This is a genomic window from Belnapia moabensis DSM 16746, from assembly GCF_000745835.1.
GTDB classification, from domain to species: domain Bacteria; phylum Pseudomonadota; class Alphaproteobacteria; order Acetobacterales; family Acetobacteraceae; genus Belnapia; species Belnapia moabensis.
This window is the reverse complement of the sequence record NZ_JQKB01000039.1, coordinates 17,955-41,162: the sequence shown is the minus strand read 5'-3', so window position 1 is coordinate 41,162 and position 23,208 is coordinate 17,955. Positions and strand designations below refer to the sequence as shown.

The 23,208-nt window shown below is 72.6% G+C and carries 25 protein-coding genes; 3 read left to right on the top strand and 22 right to left on the bottom strand.

Annotated features, from left to right (window positions below; all coding sequences use genetic code 11):
- Positions 1-72 precede the first annotated feature (72 nt).
- A complete protein-coding gene (locus tag EP26_RS20165; protein WP_043341282.1) occupies positions 73-450 on the top strand; it encodes a hypothetical protein in 378 nt (125 codons plus the stop codon).
- Here EP26_RS20165 and EP26_RS20160 read toward each other — a convergent pair.
- The 15 genes from EP26_RS20160 to EP26_RS20090 all read right to left on the bottom strand — a co-directional run bounded on the left by EP26_RS20160 (position 447) and on the right by EP26_RS20090 (position 13,064).
- Complete coding sequence (locus tag EP26_RS20160) at positions 447-1,289, bottom strand: hypothetical protein (protein ID WP_043341280.1); 843 nt, start codon at positions 1,287-1,289, stop codon at positions 447-449. The two genes, EP26_RS20165 and EP26_RS20160, sit on opposite strands and share 4 nt — an antisense overlap.
- A gap of 147 nt (positions 1,290-1,436) precedes the next feature.
- The gene (locus tag EP26_RS20155) at positions 1,437-1,979 is read right to left on the bottom strand and encodes a bactofilin family protein (protein ID WP_052389423.1); all 543 of its coding nucleotides are present in this window, start codon (positions 1,977-1,979) and stop codon (positions 1,437-1,439) included.
- A gap of 271 nt (positions 1,980-2,250) precedes the next feature.
- Positions 2,251-2,976 carry a 3-oxoacyl-ACP reductase FabG gene (gene fabG / locus EP26_RS20150; protein WP_043341278.1) on the bottom strand — a complete coding sequence of 242 codons (726 nt, stop codon included), beginning with the start codon at positions 2,974-2,976 and terminating at the stop codon, positions 2,251-2,253.
- Entirely contained in the window at positions 2,973-3,392 is a 420-nt protein-coding gene (locus tag EP26_RS20145) for a hypothetical protein (RefSeq protein WP_043341277.1), read from the bottom strand. Before EP26_RS20145 ends, fabG begins: the two co-directional genes overlap by 4 nt.
- Positions 3,386-4,177: a beta-ketoacyl synthase chain length factor gene (locus EP26_RS20140; RefSeq protein ID WP_211259489.1), complete on the bottom strand. Its 792-nt coding sequence runs from the start codon at positions 4,175-4,177 to the stop codon at positions 3,386-3,388. Before EP26_RS20140 ends, EP26_RS20145 begins: the two co-directional genes overlap by 7 nt.
- Positions 4,174-5,382 carry a beta-ketoacyl-[acyl-carrier-protein] synthase family protein gene (locus tag EP26_RS20135; RefSeq protein ID WP_043341275.1) on the bottom strand — a complete coding sequence of 403 codons (1,209 nt, stop codon included), beginning with the start codon at positions 5,380-5,382 and terminating at the stop codon, positions 4,174-4,176. Before EP26_RS20135 ends, EP26_RS20140 begins: the two co-directional genes overlap by 4 nt.
- A complete protein-coding gene (locus EP26_RS20130; RefSeq protein WP_043341273.1) occupies positions 5,375-7,675 on the bottom strand; it encodes an MMPL family transporter in 2,301 nt (766 codons plus the stop codon). Before EP26_RS20130 ends, EP26_RS20135 begins: the two co-directional genes overlap by 8 nt.
- Positions 7,672-8,232, bottom strand: a complete 561-nt coding sequence (locus EP26_RS20125; RefSeq protein ID WP_084112686.1) for a LolA-related protein — start codon at positions 8,230-8,232, stop codon at positions 7,672-7,674. The genes EP26_RS20130 and EP26_RS20125 overlap by 4 nt, the downstream gene beginning before the upstream one ends.
- The gene (locus EP26_RS20120; RefSeq protein ID WP_043341270.1) at positions 8,229-9,140 is read right to left on the bottom strand and encodes an LpxL/LpxP family acyltransferase; all 912 of its coding nucleotides are present in this window, start codon (positions 9,138-9,140) and stop codon (positions 8,229-8,231) included. Before EP26_RS20120 ends, EP26_RS20125 begins: the two co-directional genes overlap by 4 nt.
- Complete coding sequence (locus tag EP26_RS20115; protein WP_043341269.1) at positions 9,122-9,403, bottom strand: 3-hydroxyacyl-ACP dehydratase FabZ family protein; 282 nt, start codon at positions 9,401-9,403, stop codon at positions 9,122-9,124. Before EP26_RS20115 ends, EP26_RS20120 begins: the two co-directional genes overlap by 19 nt.
- Complete coding sequence (locus EP26_RS20110; protein WP_052389422.1) at positions 9,400-10,707, bottom strand: AMP-binding protein; 1,308 nt, start codon at positions 10,705-10,707, stop codon at positions 9,400-9,402. The genes EP26_RS20115 and EP26_RS20110 overlap by 4 nt, the downstream gene beginning before the upstream one ends.
- Before the next feature lie 7 nt (positions 10,708-10,714).
- Positions 10,715-11,170, bottom strand: coding sequence for a hypothetical protein (locus EP26_RS20105; RefSeq protein ID WP_043341266.1), 456 nt, complete (start codon positions 11,168-11,170; stop codon positions 10,715-10,717).
- 4 nt (positions 11,171-11,174) lie between these two features.
- On the bottom strand, positions 11,175-11,474 hold the full coding sequence (locus EP26_RS20100; protein ID WP_245624460.1) for a phosphopantetheine-binding protein: 300 nt from the start codon (positions 11,472-11,474) through the stop codon (positions 11,175-11,177).
- 136 nt (positions 11,475-11,610) lie between these two features.
- Positions 11,611-12,252: a class I SAM-dependent methyltransferase gene (locus EP26_RS32165; RefSeq protein WP_052389420.1), complete on the bottom strand. Its 642-nt coding sequence runs from the start codon at positions 12,250-12,252 to the stop codon at positions 11,611-11,613.
- Positions 12,249-13,064 (bottom strand): class I SAM-dependent methyltransferase, encoded by an 816-nt coding sequence (locus tag EP26_RS20090; protein ID WP_084112685.1) that lies wholly within the window; start codon positions 13,062-13,064, stop codon positions 12,249-12,251. The genes EP26_RS32165 and EP26_RS20090 overlap by 4 nt, the downstream gene beginning before the upstream one ends.
- A 70-nt stretch (positions 13,065-13,134) precedes the next feature.
- On the opposite strand from EP26_RS20090, the gene EP26_RS20085 reads away from it, so the two are divergent.
- Positions 13,135-13,926, top strand: a complete 792-nt coding sequence (locus EP26_RS20085; protein WP_052389419.1) for a lysophospholipid acyltransferase family protein — start codon at positions 13,135-13,137, stop codon at positions 13,924-13,926.
- A complete protein-coding gene (locus EP26_RS20080; RefSeq protein WP_043341264.1) occupies positions 13,926-14,711 on the top strand; it encodes a glycosyltransferase family 2 protein in 786 nt (261 codons plus the stop codon). The genes EP26_RS20085 and EP26_RS20080 overlap by 1 nt, the downstream gene beginning before the upstream one ends.
- Here the strand turns inward: EP26_RS20080 and EP26_RS20075 are convergent.
- The 7 genes from EP26_RS20075 to EP26_RS20045 form a co-directional block, all read right to left on the bottom strand.
- Positions 14,599-15,504 carry a polysaccharide deacetylase family protein gene (locus tag EP26_RS20075; RefSeq protein ID WP_043341263.1) on the bottom strand — a complete coding sequence of 302 codons (906 nt, stop codon included), beginning with the start codon at positions 15,502-15,504 and terminating at the stop codon, positions 14,599-14,601. The two genes, EP26_RS20080 and EP26_RS20075, sit on opposite strands and share 113 nt — an antisense overlap.
- Before the next feature lie 61 nt (positions 15,505-15,565).
- Positions 15,566-16,084 carry a hypothetical protein gene (locus tag EP26_RS20070; RefSeq protein ID WP_043341262.1) on the bottom strand — a complete coding sequence of 173 codons (519 nt, stop codon included), beginning with the start codon at positions 16,082-16,084 and terminating at the stop codon, positions 15,566-15,568.
- A 125-nt stretch (positions 16,085-16,209) separates the two neighbouring features.
- On the bottom strand, positions 16,210-18,006 hold the full coding sequence (mutL, locus tag EP26_RS20065) for a DNA mismatch repair endonuclease MutL (protein WP_043341260.1): 1,797 nt from the start codon (positions 18,004-18,006) through the stop codon (positions 16,210-16,212).
- A gap of 93 nt (positions 18,007-18,099) precedes the next feature.
- Complete coding sequence (locus tag EP26_RS20060) at positions 18,100-18,849, bottom strand: metallophosphoesterase family protein (protein ID WP_043341258.1); 750 nt, start codon at positions 18,847-18,849, stop codon at positions 18,100-18,102.
- Position 18,850: 1 nt separating this feature from the next.
- On the bottom strand, positions 18,851-20,485 hold the full coding sequence (pgi, locus tag EP26_RS20055) for a glucose-6-phosphate isomerase (protein ID WP_052389418.1): 1,635 nt from the start codon (positions 20,483-20,485) through the stop codon (positions 18,851-18,853).
- Between the two features lie 68 nt (positions 20,486-20,553).
- Positions 20,554-21,813 carry a M16 family metallopeptidase gene (locus EP26_RS20050; protein ID WP_043341257.1) on the bottom strand — a complete coding sequence of 420 codons (1,260 nt, stop codon included), beginning with the start codon at positions 21,811-21,813 and terminating at the stop codon, positions 20,554-20,556.
- Positions 21,810-23,204, bottom strand: coding sequence for a M16 family metallopeptidase (locus EP26_RS20045; RefSeq protein ID WP_043341298.1), 1,395 nt, complete (start codon positions 23,202-23,204; stop codon positions 21,810-21,812). The genes EP26_RS20050 and EP26_RS20045 overlap by 4 nt, the downstream gene beginning before the upstream one ends.
- Positions 23,205-23,208 lie beyond the last annotated feature (4 nt).

Here is a 23,208-nt window from a genome sequence, read left to right as displayed (position 1 = left end):
CCGCCCAGTGGCAAGGCCGCTGCGGTTGCGCTAGCTTCCTGTAACGGTAGGAAACACAGGAGACAGCCTCCCATGATCCAGCGTCGCCTGATGGCCTTCGGCGCCATCCTCGCCCTCGCCGCCTGCGCACGCCCGGCGCCGCTTCAGGAAGGCAGCGGCGAGTTCATCGGCCGCGGCACTCTCTCGCAGCGCGCCGCGGAGATCAGGCGGGCCGGCGCCGGGCTCGGCTGGGTGATGCAGGAGCAGGGGCCTGGCCTGATGCGCGGCACGCTCAACGTCCGCAGCCACCAGGCGGTGGTCGACATTCCCTACGACACGCGGCGCTTCAGCATCCGCTACGTCACCAGCACCAATCTCGACTACAACGGCGGCACCATCCACCGGAACTACAACAACTGGGTGCGCAACCTGCAGAACGCCATCGTCGTGCAGTCGGGCGCACAAAGCTAGGCTTGGTCGATCAGGCTGTCCTGCCCGGTATAGGGCTCGGTCGCCAGGGTCTCCGGCTCGATGATCTCGCCATGGTTGGGGCGCGGCAGCAGAGCCAGCCGCGCATCGAGCTGGCCGTAGATGAGCTGGCGGAAGGCCGTCTTCGACACCTTACCGGTCTCCGGCACCTGCTCGAGGAAGGCCTGGAACACCGCGCGGTAGCGCGCCGCCTGGCGGACGAAGCGCTCGTCGATGTCGTATTTCGCCATCTCCTTCGGCGTCACCGGCAGGATGCGGAGGATGTGCAGCGGCAATTCCTCCGGCGGCGGCAGGGACGAATAGCGCGCCTCCGCCCCCGGCTCCGTCCAGCCATGGATCAGCCGCCACATGGCGACGAGGATGCCGCCCAACTCGCTGACGACGAGATTCCACTCGGCAGTCAGCCGCAGCAGCCGCGTCTCCTGGAACAGCAGCTGCGTCATGCGCCGCTCCGTCACCCGGTCGGCGGCGGCGGTGCGCAGCTGCTCCTGCATCAGCGCCGATTGCGCCCGCACTTCCTCCACCAGCGTCTCGGACAGGGCGCGCTGGTTGCAGAAGATGGTGGTCTGGCGCAGCAGGTTGTCGGTCAGCGTTCCGAGCTCGATGCGCTGCGTCAGCCAGGTGAAGATCAGCATCAGCAGGCAGGGCGGCAGGAAGAGCGCGGCCAGCATGATCGAGAGGTGCAAGGGCGGCAGGGCGAGGAAGGCCTCCGGCCCCTGCAGCCGCATCAGGACGAAGCCGGCGGCCGGCACGAAGAGGCTGGCTAGCACCGTCACGCCCCAGGCGGCGACATGCATCATCTTGCCGGTGGTGCTGGTCATCCGAAGCTCTCGTCGCGGCGTGGGAAACGGGGCGATGACCGAAGGATAGGAAACGCCGGGGCGGCAACGCGCCGGCCCGGTGGAGGTGGGCGAGGCGGAAGCGCGCCCACCTTGCCTGGCATGGGTTTGACGCGCCTATCAGGTGGTTCAGCCGCCGGCCTGAACCGCCGGCTCCGGATGGAAGGCGCGCTTGGCCGGTGCCTCGCCGATCATCTCCATCTGCGCCGTGAGCTGCCCGCCTTCCTCGACCGAGAGGCGATGGCAGCGCGCGGTGCCGGTGACGATGCCGGTCTCGCGGATGACGAGGCGCTTGCGCGCGGTGATCGAGCCCTCGAAGCGACCGGCGACATGCGCGACGTCGACGGTGATCTCGCCGCGGAAGGTGCCGCCGGCGGTGACCATCAACTCGGTCGCTTCCATCCTGGCATCCACCGTGCCCTCGACGACCAGGCGCTCCGCATCGGCGACGGTGCCTTGCAGACGGATGCCGCGGCCCACGACGAGGGTTCGCAGGTCGATCGGTTCCGGCACGATGGCCGGAGTGGTCGCGTCGGGGTGGACGGAGGCGTTCGGCGGCTTGTTGCCGGCCGGGCGGAAGACCGGGATAGCGGCGTCGGCCTCGCGCGGCTTCGCTGCCGGCTCCGGCATGGGGTTGGCATCTTTCGTGCGGTTCAGAATGCCGAATGACACAGGGATTTTCCCTTCCTTTGCATATATAACAACAACAAATCGAGAGCCGCGCTGTCCATCAAAATCACGGGCAGGGGATGAGCCTGGCCCGGCGCGTTGCGCCGCAGACGCACTCACCCCGACAGGCTCGCGCCGCGCGATTGTTAATTCCTTAATCAAAACGAAACTAGGTCTGAATTCCAGGCAGGTGACATCGTGCGGTCGCAAGCATTCGCTTGACCGGCCAACAGGTTAGAGCGGGCTCCGTGAGCCAGTATGAACCGATGCCGCCTTAACCAAGCCCGCCCGAGATGGCGATCGCCTGACCGGTGATGTAGCCGGCCTGGTCCGATGCAAGGAAGCCGACGAGATCGGCCACTTCCTCCGGCCGCCCGGCGCGCTTCGCCGGCACGATCTGGGCGATGCGCTCGCGCGGCATGGCCGCCGCCACGGCCGGACTCTCGATGATGCCAGGTGCTACCGCATTCGCGGTCACGCCGCGCGAGGCGTATTCGAGCGAGAGCGTTTTCACCGCCCCGATCAGCCCCGCCTTGGCTGCAGCGTAGTTGGCCTGCCCGCGATTGCCCATGATCCCGCTGATCGAGGAGATGGCGATGATCCGCCCCCAGCGCGTGCCGATCATCGGCAGGATCAGCGGGCGCAGCGCGGCGTAGAAGCCGTTCAGCGAGACATCGACGACGCTGCGCCATTGCTGCTCGCTCATGCCGGCGAGCGGCGCGTCGTCATGGGTGCCGGCATTGTGGATGAGGATCTGGATCGGCCCAACCGCCAGCAGCGCCTCCACCGCCACGGCCGTCGCCGGCATGTCGGTGAGGTCGGCGGCAAAGGCGCTGGCACGATGGCCCGCGCCGCCAAGCTCCGCCGCCAGCGCCTCGGCGCGGCCGAGCCCGGCATGGGCGTGGATCAGCACCTCATGCCCCTCGCCCGCGAGGCGACGGGAGATGGCGGCGCCGAGCGGGCTCGCTCCACCGGTGACGAGGGCGCGCCGCTGGTTCATGGCAGGATCACCGCCGCCTGTCCGGCGAGCAGGCTCCGCCCCTCGCCGGCGATGTCGAAGCGGTAGATGAAGCCGGACTCTTCGGCGACCAGCGCCACCGCCTCGATCCGGAGCGGCCCGGCGACGGTGTCGAGCCGCCCGGTTGTCATCCTCACATCGCGCAGGCTGCTGACGAAGCCGGCCCGCTGCGGAACCCCGCCGGCCGAGAGCGCGCCGTGCAGCGCCATGGCCTGGAGGGCGAATTCGAGGCCGCAGACCGCCGGCAGCATCCCGTCCCGCCGCAGCGGGTTGCCGGGCGCGGCATGGCTCTCCGCCTCGCAGAGGATGCGCCTGGCATCCCATTCCAGCGCGCGGTCGAGCAGGCACATCGCCCCTTGATGCGGCACGAGGGCGACGATCGCCTCGCGGTTCAGCACGGGTCCAGCTCCAGGGCGAGATGGGTGTCGGCAGTGAGCGGCAGGCCGATCCGCGCCAGGCGCCGCGCCGCCAGCGCCCGCAGCAGCGGCAGGGCGCGGGCGGCGGGGTTGCCCTCGGCGAGTGCGTCGAGCGCATCGCTTGGCGGCGCGGCGGGTGCCGGCTCCGCCACATGCCGGAGCGAGAGCCGCGCCATTGCTCCCGCGACAGGCTCCGGCCGCAGCACCAGCGCAGTGGCGAAGCCGGGTCCAGTCGGTCGCACCGCAGCGAGCGGCACCGGCAGCGGCAGGTCATAGGCGCACAGCAGCACCGAGGTTCCGCGCGTTGCAACGGCCATCACCGCCGCCAGCAGCCCCGTGGCGAAGCTGCCGTCATGCCCGCCGAGGCTGATCGAGGGCGCCGTCGAGCCGACCGCGATATGCCAGTAGCCGGCGGCGGAGTTATGCACCGAGTTGTGGAACTGCGTCGGCGAGAGCGCGATGCCGGCCGGGTCGTGCAGCGCCTCCAGGATGCCGCCGACCACCGCGCCATCGCCATTGCTGCTAGCGAAGACGGTCTCAAGCGCCGCCCGGTCCTCGATCCCCGCCGTCGCCTCCGCCGCGACGGCGAGCGCCAGCCGCACCGCCGGGCTGGTCCGGCGCCGCTCGGTCGGCGGCAGCAGGGCAGGGGGCGGCGGCACCACGTCGCCCATGCACCAGGGCGCGGTGCCGGCCAGGGCCGCCTCGCCCGCCGTCCAGCCCGGCAGGCCGGCGCCGAGGACCGCGACCCCCGCTATCCAGCACTTCACGCGGCCTGGCCGATCAGCAGGCAGCAATTGCTGCCCCCGAAGCCGAAGGAGTTGCTGGCGATGCGCCGCACCGGCCGCGCCTGATTGGCGATGGCGATGGCGCTGCGGAATTCAGGGTCGCGCTCGGCGACGCCGAGGCAGCCGGGCACCAGCCCATCCTCGAGGCAGAGCATGGCGATGACCGCCTCCACCGCCCCCGAGGCGCCAAGCGCATGCCCCGTCCAGCCTTTGGTCGAGCTGCAGGGCACGTCATCGCCGAACATGTGGTGGACGGCGCGGTCTTCCATGGCGTCATTGGCGCGGGTGCCGGTTCCATGGAGGTTGACATAGTCGACCTCCCCCGGCGTCAACCCCGCCGCGTCCAGCGCCGCCCGCATGGCGCTGACGGCGCCGAGACCCTCCGGGTGCGGCGAGGACATGTGGTGCCCGTCGCTGCTGGCGCCGGCGCCGAGCAGCAGCGGTGCGCCGGGCGGCGCATGCTCCGGCCGGGTCAACAGGACGAGGCCGGCCGCCTCGCCGATGGAGATGCCGTCGCGGTCGGCGGCGCAGGGCCGCGTCGGCCGCCCGCGGCTGAGCAGTTCGAGCGAGGCGAAGCCGTGCAGCGTCAGGCGGCAGAGGCTGTCGACGCCCCCCGCCACCACCGCATCGGCAAGCCCCGAAGCGATCAGCGAGGCCGCCTCCAGCATCGACCGCGCACCAGAGGTGCAGGCGGTGGAGACGGCGAAGGCCGGCCCGCGCAGGCCGAGCCGCGCCCGCACATAGGCTGGCAGGCTTTGCAGGTCATGCGACCCGGCATAGTCGAAGCTGGCCGGCAGGGCGCCCGCGCCATCTCGGCGGCTGTAGGCCTGCTCCGTCTCCTCGATCCCCGCCGTGCTGGTGCCGAGGACGACGGCAACGCGCTCCGGCCCATGCCGCGCCACGGCGGCGGCGACCGCCTCGGCGAAGCCATCGCTGGCGAGCGCCATCTCCGCCAGGCGGTTGTTGCGGCAGGCGAAGCGGGCGAGGCCGGGCGGCAGCTCCACCGCCTCCACCCCCGGCACCTGTCCGACCCAGATATCCTCCGGCCCGCCAGGGAATTCGCTCGGCCGCAGCCCGCCCTCCCGCGCATGCAGCGCCCGCCGCAGCGGCGCGATGCCGGCGCCGAGGGCGGTGACGGTGGTGGCGGCCGCGAGGCTCAGCGGCCAGAGGGGGGAGCGGTCAGGCATGGAGAAGGGGCCTCGGAGCCATGGCGCAGGCGAGGAGGAAGGCGCTTGCCACGCCGATCGAGACCGTCAGCCCAATCCCGTGCAGCACCGGCGTTCCACAGAAGGCGAGCAGCCCGAAGGTGAGCAGGGTGGAGACGGCGCAGTTCAAGATGGCTCCCATCGTGTCGTCGGTCGCGTCACCGGCGAGGAAAAGAGAATAGTCAATCGCCAGCCCCGCGAGCAACAGCAGCGAGGCGAGGTGGAAGAGCGTCAGCGCCTCGCCGAGCGCCGTGAGCGCCGCCAGGGTGACGAGCAGCGCCCCACCGATCGGCCCGGCCACGCGGAAGGTCCGTCTTACCCCGCCGAGGCCGAGCGCGAGCAGGCCGAGCACCAGCCCGGCCCCGGCCAGCGCCCAGAGCAGCGTCGCACGGCTATAGGCATCGAGCAGCCCCTCCGTCTCCGCCTTCACATCGATGAAGAGGATGCGCGGGTCACCGAGCCGCTGCGCCATCGCGGCCAGGGCGGCCGGATCCCGCACCCCTTGGGCGAGGGCAACGCCCTGCGCCGCTTCGCCCCGCCGGAAGAGCAGCGGCGAGAGCCGGGCCGCGAGGGTCGGCGCCTCGGCGGCAAGGGCAGCGGCGGTGAGTGGCGCCAGGGCACGGCTCTCGCCGAGAGCGGCGAGAAATGGGGCAAAGGCGGTCGGGCGGAAGGGCAGGCCCGCCATGGCCTCGGCAAGCGCGGCCTGCGCCATCCCGGCGGCAGGGAGGGCGGCCTGCCGGGTGCGTTGCGTCGCCTCGCTCGGCAGGTAGCGGCTCGGCAGGTCGATCCCTTGCAGCGCTTGGCCGAGCAGCGGCGCCACCGCCTCGGCCAGCCGCTCGGACGCCGCCAGCACCTCCGCCTCCGTCCCCGGGCCGAGGGCGAAGAGCACGCGCACATCCGGCGCACCGAGTTGGCGGCGCAGCTCGCCGTCGAGGGCCTGCGCCTCGCGCGGCACCGGGCTCAGCGCCGCCAGGTCGCGCTGCCAGGCCGGCCCGCCAAGCGCCAGCAGCAGCAGCCCGGCGCCGAGCACCACCCCGCCCGCCAGCCGCCTCCGCCCCCGCAGCATGCCGAGCCCGGCCCGGATGGGCCCGGGCAGCGGCCGTGCCGCGATCCGCGCCTCTGGCAGCAGCCAGGGCAACACCCAGCGCGTCGTGGCCGCGGCCACCAGCAGCCCCGTCCCGGCGAAGACGCCGAGCTGGACGAGGCCGGGGAAGCCGGAGCCGAGCATCGCCGCCAGCCCCGTCGCGGCCGAGGCGGCGGCAAGGCGGAGCGTCGGCCAGATGCGCCGAGCCGCCGCCGCCAACCCCTCCTCCGGCCGGCGCAGGCTCGCCAGCAGGATCGGATAATCAACGGTCACGCCCAGCATCGTCATCCCGAAGCCGAAGGCGATGCCCTGCACCTTCCCGCCGAAGACCAGCGCCGTCACCGCGAAGCCGGCGATCGTCCCCGCCGCCAGCGGCACCGCGACCAGGCCGAGCAGCATGAGCGAGCGGTAGCGCCAGAGCAGGAAGGCCGCGAGCAGCCCACCCGAGGCCAGGGTGATGAGCCGCACATCGGCCCGGATCGATGCCGCTGCCTCGCTGGCGAAGACGCCCGGCCCGCTCAGCAGCAGCTGCGCCGGGCCAGGCTTCGCGGCCTCGAAAGCGGCGCGGAAGGCGGCGATCGCCTGCCTCTGGGCCTCCGCATCCAGCCCCGCCCCGCTGCGGGCGCGGGCAATCAGGAGGGCGCGCGGCGGTCCCTCGGCGGCGAACCAGGCGCCATCCCGCACCTCCAGCCGGCTCTCGGCGAGGAAGGCGTGGGCCAGGCCGAGGAAGGCCCCGGTCGGGTCGGTGAAGCCGAAGCGCGCCAGCAGCGGCGAGGCGGCGCTGCGCAGCCCCTCAAGCAGCGCCTCCAGCTTCGGCCGCAGAGCGGCGGCGGTGAAGGCTTCGGGCCGCGTCTCGGGCGAGAGCAGGTAGCGGTAGCGGAAAAGCAGCGCCTGCTCGCCCTCGCCGAGTGTCACCGTCCCGTCGCCGACGAAATCGAACAGGCCGGAGGCGCGCAATCCCGCCGCTGTTTCCCGTGAAACCCTCGCAAGCTCCGCCGGCTCGGCGCCCTCCATCCCGGCGAGCAGGAGCGTCGTCGCCGCGCCACTCTGCAACTCGCGGAACAGGAAGGTGCTGGCCGGGCTGCGGCCGGTCGGCAGGAACTCGGCGAGGTCGGCCCTGACGCCGACCAGCGCCCCAAGCCCCCCGCCCAGCGCCGCCAGCAGCAGCAGCGCCGCGAGGAGGCGCCTCACGGGCTGATCTGCATACGCGTCACGCCGCCGCCGCCTTCGGTCTCGATGCTCCGCACCTGCGCGCCGCGGCCGCTGACGGTGATGCGCTGCACCGCCGCCCGCAGGCGGATGGACAGTGGGCTCAGCACCATCCGCCAGGGCGTCCCGGCACCTTCCGGGGTGAAGCCGATCTCGTAGTAGCGGTGCAGCGTGGCCAGGTCGCCGGCCAGCGTGCCGCGCACCGCCTCGACCAGTGCCCGCATCTCTGGCTGCTCTTCCAGGCCGAATTCGCGGCGGATGCCCCGGTCGGGCCGCTCATAGAGCAGCCGCCCTCCCTCGACCCGCAGCATCTCGTCGATGGGGGAGGTGGTGTGCTTCTCCAGCCGGTCCGGCGCCTGCCAGCGCAGCAGGCCTTGGCTCGGCAATGGCAGGTCGAGCTCGGGGATGACCTTATCCTCAGTGAAGCGGGCCTCGGAGCGCGGCTGGGCGGCGAAGCCCTGCATCAGGCGCAGCAGTGCCGGATCCTCCGCCCGCGCCGGCATCGCAAGCGCGAGGAGCAGCAGCAGGGCCCATCTCAACGCCCGCACTCCTGCCAGAAATCATAGAAGTTGAACCAGTTGTACGGGTGCCGCCGACAGACCGCCTCGATCCTTGCGGCGTAGCGGCGGACGCGCTCCTCAACCAGCGCCTGCCGTCCGGCGCGGCCGGGCGGCGTGGCATCAGCGAAGGGCTCGAACCTCACCTCGTAATGCCTCGGTCCGCGCCAGAGGCCGAAGGCGAGCATCACCGGCGCGCCGAGCACGGCGGCCAGCACATGCGGCCCGGTCGGCAGCGGCGCCTCCTGCCCAAGGAAGGGGACGGGCTGCATCCGCTCGCCCCGCGGCGCCCGGTCGGCCAGCAGCCCGACCAGCCCGCCGCGCTCCAGCACCTCGCGCGCGCGGAGCATGGCATCGGTGGTGCCGAGGGGGATCACCACTTCCTGCCGCTTCGCCCCGCCGAGCGCGTCGAACACCGCCTTCAGCCGCGCCGCATTCGCCTCATGCATGAGGACGGCGACCTCGACCGGGCTGCCGGCATCGGCGACGGCCCGCAACGCCTCGAAGCTGCCCATATGCGCACCCAGCAGCAGGCAGCCACGGCCCTCGGCGATGCGGGCCTTGAGCGCCTCCAGCCCGTGCACCTCGATGTGGTAGTGCGCGGTGCGCCCTGTCACCAGGAAAGCGCGGTCGAGGATGGTGGAGGCGAAAGCGAAATAGAGCCGGAAGACATCGCCGAACCCCGCCTTGCGCCCCAGCGCCCGGCCGAGAAAGCGCCGCGCCACCCGCCGCTGCCGGGGCGAGAAGAGCATGAAGTAGAAGGCGATCGGGTAGAGCAGCGCATGGCCCGGCCACCAGCCGATGGTATGCACCAGCCAGACCATGAAGCGGGCGAGGCGCACGCTGCCCCGCTCTGGCGCATCGACCCATTCTAGGGCGCCGGTGCGCATGCCAACTCCCCGGAGAGCACCGTCCTGCCCCCGCTCACGCAGGTGAAGCCGACCCGTCCGCCGGCGCGCGGGGCGAGGCTGATCTCGACCGCATCCCCCGGCAGGACGGGCGCGATGAATTTCGCCCGCAGCAGATGCGCCTGGCCGAGCCCGGCCGCCTGCAGCACCGCATCGAGCAGCACGACGCCGGGCAGGATCGGCCGGCCAGGGAAATGCCCGGGGAAGGCCGGATGGTCCGCTGGCACCTCGAAGCGAGTGGTCACGGCGCCGCCATGGCCAGGCGCAGCCCGTCCAGCGCCGCACGGGTCAGCTTGCCGAGGCCGTTGCGGGGCAGGGCGGGCACCAGCACCAGCGGCCGGGGCAGGAAGACCGGTTCCAGCCGCAGCCGGAGCGCGGCCAGGATCTCCTCCGCGCTCCGCCCCGGCGCGACCACATAGGCGCTGAGCCGGGCGGCCGGATTGCGCTCGATATCCTCCGGCGCAACGAAGACGCCGTCCTCGACGCCCGCCACCTCCGCCAGCACGCGGTTGAGCTCGGCGAGCGAGGCCCGCCGGCCGCCGAGCTTCACCAGATCGGCCCGCCGCCCGAGCAGGCGGAAGCGGCCGCCCGGCGCCGGCTCCACCGCATCGGCCAGCGGCACGACGCCGAGGCCGGGCACATGGACCTCGCTTTGCCCCATGCGGATGCCGGAGTAAGGCAACCAATCCGGCTCCAGCGCGGTGCGGCGGCTGGCCATGGAGCCGGCCTCGCTGGCGCCGTAGATCTCGAGCATCGGCGCGCCCCAGTCGCGCTCTACCGCCTCGGCCATGCTCATGGCCAGTGGCGCGGTCGCCGAGATGACGGCGGCGAGCGGCGCCGGCCGGCGCCGCTCGGCCAGCAGGGCGCGGAGATGCAGCGGCGTCGTTACCAGCAGCCGGCGCTCGGGCAGCCCGTCCAGCGCATCCAACACGTCGGAGGGGAAGAAGGCCTCGCCCGCATGGCAGGCGAGCGCGGCCTGCAGCGGCAGCATGATTGTGGTCTCGAAGCCGTACATATGCTGCGGCGGCACGGTCGCCAGCACACTGCTCGCCGGCCCGTCGCCGGGGCGGAGGGCGAAGCGCTCGGCGGCGGCCAGCGCCGCGGCGACCAGCGCATCCCAGGGCTTGAGATGGGCCGTCGGCTGGCCGGTGGAGCCGGAGGTGAAGGCGATGGCGGCCAGCTGCCGGGCGGGCAGCATCGGCACAGGCCCCGTCCACTCCTCCGCCGCGCCATCCTCGACGAGGACCAGCGGCATATCGGAGGCGACCGGCTTGTCCGCCAGCAGATAGGTCCCCAGATAGGCCTCGGCCAGCGCCCGCAGCCGGTGCGGCGAGGCATCGGCATTGAGCAGCGTCGGGTGCCCTCGCATCAGCGCGGCGACGAAGCCGAGCAGCATGCGGTAGCGGTCGGCGCAGAGATTGATCGGGTGCCCCGTCGCCGGCAGCCGTGCGGCGAGCGCCCGCGCCTCGCCGAGCAGGCGGCCGACCGTCACCGGTCCGGCCGGGCGATGGCAGATCACCTCCGCAAGCTCGCGGTCGACGAGCGGCAACGCTGCCTCAGCCCGCATGCCGGACTAGCCCATGCGCGAGCCCGATCGCCCGCAGCGTCCGCAGCGGCGTCGCCCGCCCGTGCTGCGGGAAGCGGCGGTTGCGCAGCCCATGCTCACCGAGGAAGAACAAGGCGCAGACCAGCGGCTCGACGATGGCGAGCGGCACGTCATTCCGCCCGGTGGCGGCGAGGGCGCCATGAGCCAGCGCGAAGCCGCCGAGCAGCAGCGCCCAGGCGAGCGTCAGCGCCCGCGTATACCCGCCCTCCGGCGGCCCCGCCCAGTCGAAGCGGCTGTAATGGGCGATCAGCGGCTCCCGCCCCGGCAGCAGCGTCAGGCCGAAGCGCAGCGCCACCGCCGCATTCCCGAGCGCCGCCGCCACCGGGTTGCCAACCAGCAGCACCGCCAGCACGACCGAGGCGGCGATCAGCAGCAGCAACCGGAGGAGGCTGCGTCCGCGCGGCATGCGCTCAACGCGTCCGGTGCTTTTCGATATGCGCCGTGAGGCTTCGCAGGGAGGCGAAGATGCGGTGGTTGCGCTCGTCATCGGAGCGGAGCTTCACGTCATAGGCCTTGGAGACGGCCAGGGCCATCTCCAGCGCATCGATCGAGTCGAGGCCAAGCCCCTCGTTGAAGAGCGGGGCCTCCGGCTCGATCGCTTCGGGCGCGACCTCGAGCGACAGCGCGCTCACGATCAGCCGCGCCACTTCGAGTTCCTGCGCGGTAAGGCCGGGCGCAGTGAAAGTGGGAGTCATGGTGCCGTCAGGCATGGAGCCGTGAAACCTTGTTGTGGCGCTGGTGTTAACGGGTGTTGCTCAACCTGACTCTCGATATCAGACGGTTGCCCGCCGAGGCAAGGAACCGGGCGACACAGTTCGCGGAACATTCGAAGCGAGGCCGCCTGCCTTACCGCTCCGCAACCAGCAGCACGTTCGGCAGGGGTGTCCCTTCCCAGCAGGGCGTGACGGCGACGGCGAAGCCCGCCGCCCGAAAGGGCGCCGCCAGCTCTTCCATCGGCAGCGGGGCGATGGCATTGCCGTCGCCCCGGACGAGGCGTCCAGCCCGCTCCATGGCGAGGCCGAAGGCGCTGCGCCAGCCGCGCGCCGGGTCGAAGGCACGGATCAGCACGCGCTGCCGCGCCCGCGCCGCCACCGCCGCCAGCACCGGCCGCTGTACCTCGGCGGGGAGCTGGTAGAGCACGTCGATCAGCAGCGCGGTGTCACAATCCGGCACGCTGTCCGCGGTGAGGTCACCCGCCGTGAAGCGCGCCGGCAGCCCTGCCGCCGCCGCCTGGGCCTCGGCGATCTTCCGCGCATCGCGGTCGAGGCCGATCACCTCCCGCGCCCGCCCCGCCATCAGCAGGGCGAGACCGAGCTGCCCCCGGCCGCAGCCGAGATCGGCCACCATCCCGAATGGCCTGGCCGCCGCCCGCTCCAACACCGCCCGGCTCGCCGGATCGGTACGCAATTTGCCACCAACATAGCCCTGGGCGAAGCGCGAGGCGCCGGCATAGAGCCCCGCCACCTCACGCGCCAGCGCCGCGCTCATGCCGGACTCCCGGCCATGTAGGCGCGGAACAGGCCGAGCTGCGTCTCGCAACGCGTCCCGTCGAGCCCGGCCGTCCGCAGTGCCTGGAGGATGGTCGCGGGCGGCACGCAGGCATCGATGGTGTCCCAGTAGTACTGCATCATCAGCCCGGCCCGCGCCCCGTCGCCGGTCAAGCGGCTGAGCGCCGGCACCACCCGGCCGAGATAGAAGCGGGCCGCCCGGTAGGCGAGCGGCCCTTCCGGCCGGCCGATCTCGAGCAGCAGCAGCCTGCCACCCGGCCGCAGCACCCGGCGGTACTCGGCGAAGGCGGTGACGAGGTCGGGCACATGCCGCAGCGCATAGCCCATGCTGAGGAAGTCGAAGCTCGCATCGGCGAAGGGCAGCGCCTCCGCCCGCCCGCGGATGAGCGGGATGGCGAGGCTCCGCCGCGCCTCGGCCAGCATCCCGGCGCTGAGGTCGATGCCCGTCACCGCCTCCGGCCGGCCGAGGATGCGCACCCCCTCCCGCGCCACGAGCCCGGTGCCGATGGCGACATCCAGCATGCGCTGCCCCGGCCGCAACCCGGCCTGCCACAGCGCCCGCCGCCGGTACCAGGCTCCGGAGCCGAGGGAGAAGGCGGTGTTGATCCGGTCGTAGGAGCCCGCCGCCTGGTCGAACAATTGCCGGACGAAGCCATCGCGGGCGTCGGCGTTCTGGTAATATTCGGTTAAAGTCGGATGCGGTACGGGGCGGGCCTCGTCCTCCCGGCCGCTTGGCGTGCTAATCTCCGCAGGCGGCCGAACCGCAGCCTGCAACCCCTGTTTCCCTGTCACGGTCCGGCCGGCTCCTGGACGTCAAGCATCACGCAAGACTATATTACGCGAACAGGAAGGCCCGGAAAAGATGCAGCCGACAACGAGTCTGCGGCACCCGCGCGAGAGCCTCTCGCCTCTCGATTGGCTGGCCGCGATCTACTATCCGGTCGCTTTCTATTTTTGCGTGATGCTGTTCGGCCTGAGCTGCTTCTTGTGGAGCATGCCGGCGGGACTTCTCTATCGCGTCCTGCCGAAGCGCTCCGGCGAGGCCTTCGGCCAATTCATGATCATGCTCGGCTTCCGCTGGTTCATCGGCGTGATGCGGCTGAGCGGCGTGCTGCGCATCGACTTCTCCGAACTCGACCGGCTGAGCCGGGAGCGTGCTCTGGTCATCGCCCCCAACCACCCGACGATGCTGGATGCGGTGCTGCTCACCTCCCGCCTGCCGCGCGTCGTCTGCATCACCAAGGCGGCGCTCTGGGACAACATCTTCTATGGCGGCAGCGTGCGGCTGGCGGCCTATATCCGCAACGATGCGCCGCTGCCGATGATTCGCCGTGCCGCCCAGGCCATCCGCGACGGCGCCCAGCTCGTCATCTTTCCCGAGGGCTCGCGCACGTCATCGCCGCCGATCGATGCCTTCCACCGCAGCTTCGCCGTGATGGCCAAGGCCGCCGGCGCCCCGGTGCAGACGCTGCTGATCGAGGCGGACAGCCCATATCTGCGCAAGGGCTGGCCGCTCTTCCGCCGGCCGCAGCTGCCGCTGGTCTACCGCATCCGCCTCGGCCGTCGCTTCGAGGTAGGGGAGGACCCGCAGGGCTTCGTCACCGGGCTCGAGGCCTATTTCCGCGAGGAATTGCCGGTGCAGGCCTCGCGCTGATGCCGCGGGAGACGCGGCTGGTCCTGATCCCCAGCTACAACACCGGGCCGCGCGTGCTGCAGACCGTGCGCGAGGCCCGCGCCGCCTGGACCCCGGTCTGGGTCGTCGTCGATGGCAGCACGGACGGCACCGATGCCCTGCTGCTGGCCGAGGCCGAGCGCGATCCCGGCCTCGAGGTGATGGTCCTGCCGCGCAACGGCGGCAAGGGCGGGGCGGTGCTGCACGGCCTCCGCGAGGCGGCGCGGCGCGGCTTCACCCATGCGCTGACCATGGATGCCGATGGCCAGCACCCGGCCGACCGCATCGGCGCGATGATGGCCGCCTCCCGCGCCGCGCCGGAGGCGATGATCCTCGGCCGTCCGGTCTTCGGGCCGGAGGCGCCTCCGCTCCGTGTGCAGGGGCGGCGCATCTCCAACTGGCTTGCCAATGTGCAGACACTGGGCGGCGGCATCGGCGACTGCCTCTTCGGCTTCCGCCTCTATCCGGTGGCGCCGCTGGTCGCGGTGATGGAGCGGCATCGCTGGATGCGTCGCTTCGACTTCGACCCGGAGGCCGCCGTCCGCCTCAGCTGGCACGGCCTGCCGGTGGTGAACCTGCCGGTGCCCTGCCGCTACCTGTCGAAGGAAGAAGGCGGTGTCTCGCATTTCCACTATGCGCGGGACAACCTGCTGCTCACCTGGATGCATACGCGGCTGGTGCTCGGGATGCTGCCGCGCCTGCCGACCCTGCTGTGGCGGCGGCATCGCGTGGCGCCTCCTCCGGTGGCGGCAGTGCGACGGCGCTGAGGCCGGCAGCCGCGATCCGGTCCAGCAGCGCCGGCAGCACCTCGAGCACCACGGCCCGGCCCGGATAGCCCCGGGCCGAGCGCCCGTCATGCAGCAGCAGCACGTCGCCCGGCCCGAGGCCGCGGCTCAGCCGGGCCAGCACCCGCCCGGGATGCGGCGAAACCGCGTCATAGCCGCGCCGCGTCCAAGCCGCGAGGGAAAGCCCTGTCAGCGACAGCACCGGGTCGAGCAGCGGGCTGCGCAGCCCCGCCGGAGGGCGAAAGAGGCACGGCGCTTGGCCGCAGGCATCGGCGATGGCGGCCTGCGCGGTCTCGATCTCGCGCAGCATCGCTCCCGGGCCGAAAGCGGCGAAGCCGAGCGGGTGGCGATGGGTATGGTTCTCGACGCCATGGCCGCGCCGCAGCATCTCCCGCAGCAGGGCCGGGTGTCGCGCCGCCCGCTCGCCAATGACGAAGAAGCTGGCCTTGGCCCCCCAGGCATCGAGCAGGTCGAGGACGCGTGGCGTTACCTCCGGGTCCGGCCCATCATCGAAGGTGAGGGCGATGCGCGGCTCCGCCCCGTCAAGGCGCGTCAGCACCGGCCCGAGCAGGCCGCAGCGTGGATGCATGCAGCCGGTAAGCGCCAGATGATTGGCGGCGATGGCCGAGAGCGTCTCCGGCCAGCAGCCCGGCTCGGCGGCCATGGCAAGCAGCCCGCCGGCATGCAGCCCGAGCGAGGCTCGAATCGCGGGGCTCGGCGACCAGGCGAACAGGCCACGCCACCGGCCCGCCGCGGCGAGATGGAAGGGCGGCATCGCGGAACCTCTCCCACGGATGCCGCCCGCGCTCAAGCCGTGACGTTTCGGACTCGAAGCCCTATCGCGCCGAGGCGATGATTTGCCGTGCAGCCTCTGCCTGGCGTTCCGAGGCGGCCATCCGGTGGCGCTGAAGGGCGTTGCGGGCCTGGCCGAGGGGCTTCATCGCATCCTCCGGCACCGCCTCGCCCGCGGCCTTGCCGTTCAGCAACGCCGTTTCGGCCCGTTCCAGCGCGGCCTCGGCCTGGCGCGCATCTTGGGCGCGGATGCGGGCCTCCGCCTCCTGGATCAGCAAATCCGCATCGTGCAGTACGTTCATGCGGGTCGAAACCGGGGTGGGTGCCGGCGGGGCAGCGGGCATCGCCGGCGCCGGGGCGTCGGCGACGCGCGGCGTGGAGGCCGGAGCAGCCCGGTTCATGAAGGGCCGCATCTCCGGGTTCTCGTGCATCGGCCGCTCGAAGGTGGCGGAGCGCCGGTTGATGCCCGGGATGTCGCTGTCATCCGCAAGGGCCTTGCCGCCGGGCGGCATGGCGGCGAGCAGGGCCGCCGCGCCGATCGAGGCCATGGACGCGAAACGCATGGTCGCTCTCCCTGTTGCTTGTAGGCGCCGAGCGCCTGCCGGGAGCTTGCGATCACGCGGATGAAGCCATCATCCACGCCGGGTGACGCATCGGTCAAAGAAGGACACCCCGTCGCGACTGTCCCTCAACGCCGGCCGAACAGCTTCTCCAGATCGGCATTGCCGAGGCGGAGGAAGGTCGGCCGCCCATGCGAGCAGGTGGCGGCGCGCGGCGTCGCCTCCATCTGCCGCAGCAACGCATCCATCTCGGGCGGGGTGAGCCGCCGCCCGGCCCGCACCGAGCCGTGGCAGGCGAGCCGCGCCACGGCGGCATCCAGCTTGCGGTCGAGCGCCGTCGCCTCGTCATAGGCGGCGAGTTCCTCGGCGAGGTCGTGCAGCAGCGGCCCGGGATCGGCCGGGCCGAGCAGCGCCGGCAAGGCGCGGACCAGCACCGCGCCCGGTCCGAATCCCTCGACCTCCAGGCCGAGCCGCGCCAGCTCCGCGGCGAAGCCGAGCAGCCGCGCCGCATCCGCCGGCGGCAGGTCCACGACCGAGGGCAGCAGGAGCGGCTGCGCGCGCACCCCGCCCTCGATGAGCTGGGCCCGCAATGCCTCATGCGTCAGCCGCTCATGCGCCGCATGCTGGTCGACCAGCACCAGCGCCCCGTCCGGCGCCTCGGCGAGGATGTAGGTCTCCATGATCTGCGCCAGCGCCCGCCCGAGGGGATGTGCGGCGGGGGCGGGCGCCGGCGCCGGGGCAGGAGGCCGCGGCGGAGCGAAGCCAAGCGGCAAGGCGAGCGCTGGCTCAGGCGCCGGCTCGGGCGGCGGCGGCGTCAGGGCGAGCTGCATCTCGGCGAGGCCGATCCGGTCCGGCAGCGGCGCCGGTTCCGGCCGCCGCCAGCCGCCCGACCAGCCGCTGCGCGGCGCATAGGCGGTGAGCGCCGGGGCCGGCGCCGCCACCCCCGCGCCGGCCGAGAGCGTCCGCCGCAGCGCGCCGATCAGCAGGCCGCGCACCCCCGCCTCGTCGCGGAAGCGCAGCTCGGTCTTCATCGGATGGACATTCACATCCACCGCCTCATGCGGCAGGTCGAGGAAGAGTGCCGCCACCGGATGCCGCCCCGCCGCGATCAGGTCGCGATAGGCCACCCGCAGCGCCGTCCGCAGCAGCTGGTCCCGCACCGGCCGCCGGTTGACGACGAGGTGCTGCTCCATGCCCGTCGCCCGCGTATAGGCCGGCTGGGCGGCCAAGCCGGAAAGGGCGAGGCCGCTCCCCTCCGCTGCCACCGGCAGGCTGGCCCCGGCGAAATCCACCCCGAGCAGGTCGGCGATGCGTGCATCCCGCTCCGCAGGGGCGAGGGCCAGCACTTCCCGCCCATCCTGCGTCACCCGGAAGCCGACCTCCGGCCAGGCGAGGGCCAGGCGCCGCACCGCCTCCACCGCCTGGTCGGCCTCGGTACGGGGGGATTTCAGGAATTTCCGCCGGGCCGGGACGGCATAGAACAGGTCCCGCACCTCGATCCGCGTGCCCGGCGCGCCGGAGGCCGGCACCACCGCGCCCTTCCGCCCGCCCTCGACGATCAGCGCATGCGCATCCCCGCCCTGTGGCCGCGAGGTGATGGAGAGCCGCGCCACGGCACCGATCGAGGGCAGCGCCTCACCACGGAAGCCGAGCGTGGCGATGCGGAAGAGCATCGCCTCCTCCGGCAGCTTGGAGGTGGCGTGTCGCTCGACGGCGAGGCCGAGATCCTCCGGCCCCATTCCATGCCCGTCATCCTCGACGACGACGCGCTCGATCCCCCCGCCCTCGAGCGTGACGACGACGCGCCGCGCCCCGGCATCGAGGGCATTCTCCACCAGCTCCTTCACCACGGCGGCCGGCCGCTCCACCACCTCGCCGGCGGCAATGCGGTTGGCGGTGGTCTCGGAGAGGAGGCGGATGGGCATCAGCGGGGGCTCGGCACGGGAGCGGTCATGGGGGCGAAGCGAACCTCCACCCCGAAAGATAAGGCGCCGCCGCACCGCCCGCCAGGGCGCGGCTCAGGGATAGTCGAGCTGCCCCGTCGCAAGCGCCCGCGCCCAGTCCGCCCGCCCCGCCGCGCGGGCATCCGCGGCTGCGGCATCCCAGTCGTAGGGGATGGCATGGAATTCGGCGCTCCACCCCGCCGGCCCGCGCTCCACCACCGCATAGCGCGCATGCGGCGTGCCGGCGAAGACGACATGCGGATGCGGCTCGGTATCCCAGTAGCCCGGCTGGCCGACGCTGCCCGGATTGACCACCAGCCGCCCATCCGGCAGCCGCGCCATCCGCGCCAGATGCGAATGGCCGCAGAGGACCAACCCCGCCCCCGGCGTCGCTCCGATCCGCTGAGCGGCCTCTGCCGCCGTCGCCGGGCGCAAATGATGCGGCCCGGCCACCACTTCCAGCGCATAGGTCAGGTCGTCGGACGGCGTGCCATGGCAGGCCAGCACTCCTTCCGCCGGACGCAGCACCGCCGGCAAGCCGCCCAGCCAGTCCCGATGCGCCGGCGTCAGCCGCGCGGCGCTGAAGGTATCGGAGGGGATCATCGCCTCGACCGGCCGGTCGAGCAGCTGCCGGTCATGGTTGCCGCGCACGGTCGGCCAGCCGAGCGCCATCAGCAGGTCCGCCACCTCCGCCGGCTGCAACGGCCCGGAGAGGCAGTCGCCGAGATTGATGACCAAATCGGCCCCGTGCCGCGGCAGGTCCGCCAGCACCGCATCCAGCGCACGGAGATTGCCGTGGATGTCGGCGATGACGGCGATCCGCATCTCAACCCTCGCGCAGCGCCGCCAGCAGGCCGAGGGTCGAGCCGTCCTGTCCTTCGGCCGTGTCGCCCTCCAGCGCCTTGAGAATCGGTCCGGTCAGCTGCTTGCCGAGCTCCACCCCCCATTGGTCGAAGGCGTTGATGTCCCAGAGGATGCCGAGCGAGGCGACCTTGTGCTCGTAGAGCGCCACCACCTGTCCGAGGGTGAAGGCATCGAGATGCGGCAGCAGCAGCGTCGCGGTCGGCCGGTCGCCCGGGAAGACGCGATGCGGCAGCAGCCGCTCGATCTCCGCCGGCTCGGTGCCGGCCGCCGTCATCTCGGCCCGCACCTCCGCCTCGGTCTTGCCCCGCATCAGCGCCGCCGACTGGGCGAGGCCATTGGCCAGCAGCTTCCGGTGGCTGTCCGGGTGCGCGTGATCTGGCCGCTTCACCAGGATGATGTCGGCCGGCACCGGCCGCGTGCCCTGGTGAATCAGCTGCATGAAGCTGTGCTGCGCATTGGTCCCCGGCTCGCCGAAGACCACCGCCCCCGTGTCATGCCCGACCGGCTTGCCGGCCAGCGTCACCCGCTTGCCGAGGCTCTCCATCTCCAGCTGTTGCAGATGCGCCGGCAGCCGGGCGAGGCGCTCGTCATAGGGCAGCACCGCCCGCGTGGCATAGCCGAGGCCGTTGACGTGCCAGACCTCCGCCAGCGCCAGCAGCACCGGGAGATTGGCCTCGAGCGGCGCCGACAGGAAATGCGCATCCATCGCCCGCGCCCCGGCCAGCAGCCGGTCGAAGGCCTCCCAGCCCAGCGCGACCGCCAGCGACAGCCCGATCGACGACCAGAGCGAGAAGCGCCCGCCCACCCAGTCGCGGAAGGGGAAGACCCGGTCCTCGGCGATGCCGAAGCCGGCCGTGGCCTTCAAATTGGTGGAGAGCGCCGCCAGATGCCCGCCGACCGCCGCCTCGCCCACGCCCTCGGCCAGCCAGGCGCGGACCAGAGCGGCATTGGTCATGGTCTCCTGGGTGGTGAAGGTCTTGCTCGCCACCAGCACCAGCGTCCGCCGCGGGTCGAGCCGGGGGCGGATTTCCTCCCAGGCATGGGCATCGACATTGCCGAGATAGTGCGGCCTGAGCGGCGAGGCCGGTGTCCACAGCGCCCGCGCCACCATGGCCGGGCCGAGATCGGAGCCGCCGATGCCGATATTCAGCACATCGGTGAAGCGCTCGCCCGTCGCCCCGCGCAGCCGGCCCTCGGTCACGGCCTGGGCGAAGTCCCGCATCCGCCCGAGCACGCCCGCCACCTCGGCCGAGGCATCCTCCCCTCCGGCGCGGAAGCCGCCTTCGCCGCGCAGCGCCATGTGCAGCGCCGCCCGCCGCTCGGTGACATTCACCGCCTCGCCCCGCGCCATGGCATCGCGCCGCCCGGGCAGGTCGGCGGCGCGGGCGAGGCCGAGCAGCGCCGTCCGCACCGCATCGCTCATCGCGGTCTTGGAGAGGTCGAGCAGCAGCCCGTCAGCGGCATGGGAGAAGCGGCGGAACCGCTCCGGATCGGCGGCGAAGAGCGGGCGGATCGAGGCAGGGGTGCTGCCATCCGGCCGCGGCGTCCGGGCCAGAGCCATCACCGCCGCCCAGGCGGCCGCCAGTTCCTGCGCCATGCGCCTCTCCCCCGCTTCGACCGTTCTGGCTTAACGCAAAGCGGCCGGGCGGGGAAATCGTCGCCGGCTCACAACCCCGCCGGCTGCCCCGCCACCACGACCGAGAGCCCATCCGGCGTCAGCATCCGCGCCGCCACCTGGACCAGCCGCTCCCGCGTCAGCGCCCGGAGCCGCGCCGGCCGGCCGGAAAGCCAGTCGGTCGGCCGACCGTTCTGCCGCAGCATCAGCAGCGTCTCCGCGATCCGCCGGCTGTCGGTGAATTGCAACGGCATGGAGCCGGTGAGGAAGGCGACCGCATCGGCCAGCTCCGTCTCGCTCGGCCCCTCCGCCGCCATGCGCGCCCACTCCTCCCGCGTCACCGCCAGGGTTTCGGCGACGCGGGCATTCTCCGTCGCCACCGAGCCGATAACGACGCCATGCCGGAACAGCAGGTCGAGCCCGGCGCCGATGCCATAGGAGAGGCCGCGCTGCTCCCGCACCGACTGCATCAGCCGGGAGGAGAAGCCGCCCCCGGCCAGGATGCGCAGCACGACCTGCGCCGCCTCCCAATCCGGGTCGGACGAGGCCAGCCCGTCCTGGCCGAAAATCACCGCCGATTGCGGCGAGGCGACGGGCAGCACCTGCTGGCCGAAGCCACGGAAAGCCGGCAGCGGCGCGATGGCCTGCGGCGCCCCGCTTGGCAACCCGCCGAACAGCGCCGGCAGCAGGCCGCGCAACTCGGCCGCCGTGATGGCGCCGCTCGCCGTCACCAGCAGCCCTTCATGGTGGATCTGCCGGGCAAGCGCCGCCCGCAGCGCCTCCACCGGCAGGGCAGCCAGGCTCTCTGCCGTGCCGCCGCTCGGCCGCCCCGCGGAATGCTCGGGATAGGCATTCGCCCAGAAGGCCCGCACCGCCTGGCCGCGCGGCGTCTCCAGCGCGCGACGGGCGGCGGCGATGGAGCGCGCCCGTACCCGCTCCACCGCATCCGCATCGAGCCGTGGCTCCTGCATGGCGAGGCGGGCAAGGCGCACCGCTTCCGGCAGAGCGGTGGTGAGCGCCCGGAAGCCACCCTCGAAACTGTCCCGGTCGGCGGAAAAATTGAGGCTGATCGCCTGGTCGCGCAGTGCATCGCCGAACTCGACGGCCCGCAGTGAACCCGCCCCTTCGGTCAGCAGGGAGGCCGCAAGCGCCGCCACCCCCTCCTGCCCCGCTGGATCGAGCGCCGCCCCGCCGGCCCAGGACCAGGCGACCGAGACCACCGGCACCGACTGGTCCTCGACCAGCCAGGTGGAGATGCCGCCCGCCTCGACCACCTGAATGGGGAGCGAAAAGCCCTGCTCGCCGGTCATGCCGGCGCCCCCGGCAGCAGCCAGCCCGTGGTGCCGACCGGTTGGCCGAGCACCGCCCGCGCCGCCGCTGCCACCTGCTCTCGCGTCACCGCCTTCAGGTAGCGCGGCCAGAATTCCACCATCTCCAGCGGCAGGCCGATCGCCAGCACGCCGCCGAGCATGCGCGGCGCGGCGCCGATGCCGTCGAGCGACAGCATCGCCCCCGCCGTGAGCTGGCGGATCGAGCGCGTCACCTCCGCCTCGCTCGGCCCGTCCTGCAACAGCGCGGCGATGGCGGCATCCACCGCCGCCTCCAGCCGCTCCGGCGGCACGCCCTGCCGCGCCGTGGCGGAGATGCTGAAGCTACCCGGCCCCACCGTCTCGCTGTCGTAGGAGGCACTGGCACTTGTCGCCAGCCCGGTCTCCACCAGCGCCTTGTGCAGCCGGCTGCCGGCGCCGCTGCCGAGCAGATGCGCCAGCAGCTCGAGCGGCCAGGCATGGCGCGTCTCGCCCCAGGTGAGGCTCGGTGCCATAGCGCTACGCATGAAGCTCGCCTCGCGCACCGCCGGGTCGTGCTGGACGAAGCGCGGCTCGGCCGCGGCCGGCACCGGCTCCGCCCGCTGCCGCGGCGTGAAGGGCCGGGCCGGCACCACGCCGTAGAACTCTTCGGCCAGCTTCCGAACCTCCGCTTCCCGCGCATCGCCGGTGACGACGAGCACGGCATTGCCCGGGGCATAGCGCCGCTCATGAAAGTTGCGGAGATCCCCGAGCGTGATGGCGCGGATCTCCTCCTCCCACCCGATCAGCGGGCGGCCGTGCCAGTGCTGCGGCCCCCACATGGCGGCCTCAAACCCTTCCCAGAAGCGGCCGCGAGGGTTGCTGCTGGTGCGCTGGTTGCGCTCCTCCAGGATCACCGCCCGCTCCGGCTCGATCGTGCCCTCGGGCAGCAGCGGATAGGCGAAGCGGTCCGCCTCCATCCGCATGACCAGCGGCAGGCGCGAGGCCTCGACCGTCTGGTAGTAGGCGGTGACATCGCGCGAGGTGAAGGCGTTGTCCTGCCCGCCCTCCCGCGCCACGGCCAGCGACAGCGCGCCCGGCGCCACGTTGCGGCTGCCCTTGAACATCATGTGCTCGAGGAAATGCGCGGTGCCGGACCGGCCCGCCGGGTCCTCCCCCGCGCCCGCGCCATAGAAGAGGTAATGCGAGACGACCGGCACCCGCCGGCTCTCGGCCAGCACCACGCGCAGCCCGTTCGCCATGGTCCAGCTCACCGCGCCGAAGAGCGGGCGCTCGGCGAGCTGTTCGGTCGGCGGGGCGATGGCAGGCTGGGCAAGGGCGGGGGGAGTGGCGGTGGCGGCCACCGGCAGGGCGGCGGCGGAGCGGAGGGCGGTACGGCGTGTCACGCTGGGCATGCCT

What these genes read in the sequence shown, in the direction of transcription:
- fabG (WP_043341278.1), bottom strand. Translation starts at nt 2,976, where the DNA reads ATGAACCAGCGGCGCGCCCTCGTCACCGGTGGAGCGAGCCCGCTCGGC.
- EP26_RS20070 (WP_043341262.1), bottom strand. Translation starts at nt 16,084, where the DNA reads ATGCGTTTCGCGTCCATGGCCTCGATCGGCGCGGCGGCCCTGCTCGCC.
- EP26_RS20105 (WP_043341266.1), bottom strand. Translation starts at nt 11,170, where the DNA reads ATGCCGCGCGGACGCAGCCTCCTCCGGTTGCTGCTGCTGATCGCCGCC.
- pgi (WP_052389418.1), bottom strand. Translation starts at nt 20,485, where the DNA reads ATGGCGCAGGAACTGGCGGCCGCCTGGGCGGCGGTGATGGCTCTGGCC.
- EP26_RS20120 (WP_043341270.1), bottom strand. Translation starts at nt 9,140, where the DNA reads ATGCGCACCGGCGCCCTAGAATGGGTCGATGCGCCAGAGCGGGGCAGC.
- EP26_RS20075 (WP_043341263.1), bottom strand. Translation starts at nt 15,504, where the DNA reads ATGCCGCCCTTCCATCTCGCCGCGGCGGGCCGGTGGCGTGGCCTGTTC.
- EP26_RS20080 (WP_043341264.1), top strand. Translation starts at nt 13,926, where the DNA reads ATGCCGCGGGAGACGCGGCTGGTCCTGATCCCCAGCTACAACACCGGG.
- EP26_RS20100 (WP_245624460.1), bottom strand. Translation starts at nt 11,474, where the DNA reads ATGCCTGACGGCACCATGACTCCCACTTTCACTGCGCCCGGCCTTACC.
- EP26_RS20060 (WP_043341258.1), bottom strand. Translation starts at nt 18,849, where the DNA reads ATGCGGATCGCCGTCATCGCCGACATCCACGGCAATCTCCGTGCGCTG.
- mutL (WP_043341260.1), bottom strand. Translation starts at nt 18,006, where the DNA reads ATGCCCATCCGCCTCCTCTCCGAGACCACCGCCAACCGCATTGCCGCC.
- EP26_RS32165 (WP_052389420.1), bottom strand. Translation starts at nt 12,252, where the DNA reads ATGAGCGCGGCGCTGGCGCGTGAGGTGGCGGGGCTCTATGCCGGCGCC.
- EP26_RS20050 (WP_043341257.1), bottom strand. Translation starts at nt 21,813, where the DNA reads ATGACCGGCGAGCAGGGCTTTTCGCTCCCCATTCAGGTGGTCGAGGCG.
- EP26_RS20135 (WP_043341275.1), bottom strand. Translation starts at nt 5,382, where the DNA reads ATGCCTGACCGCTCCCCCCTCTGGCCGCTGAGCCTCGCGGCCGCCACC.
- EP26_RS20045 (WP_043341298.1), bottom strand. Translation starts at nt 23,204, where the DNA reads ATGCCCAGCGTGACACGCCGTACCGCCCTCCGCTCCGCCGCCGCCCTG.
- EP26_RS20160 (WP_043341280.1), bottom strand. Translation starts at nt 1,289, where the DNA reads ATGACCAGCACCACCGGCAAGATGATGCATGTCGCCGCCTGGGGCGTG.
- EP26_RS20085 (WP_052389419.1), top strand. Translation starts at nt 13,135, where the DNA reads ATGCAGCCGACAACGAGTCTGCGGCACCCGCGCGAGAGCCTCTCGCCT.
- EP26_RS20165 (WP_043341282.1), top strand. Translation starts at nt 73, where the DNA reads ATGATCCAGCGTCGCCTGATGGCCTTCGGCGCCATCCTCGCCCTCGCC.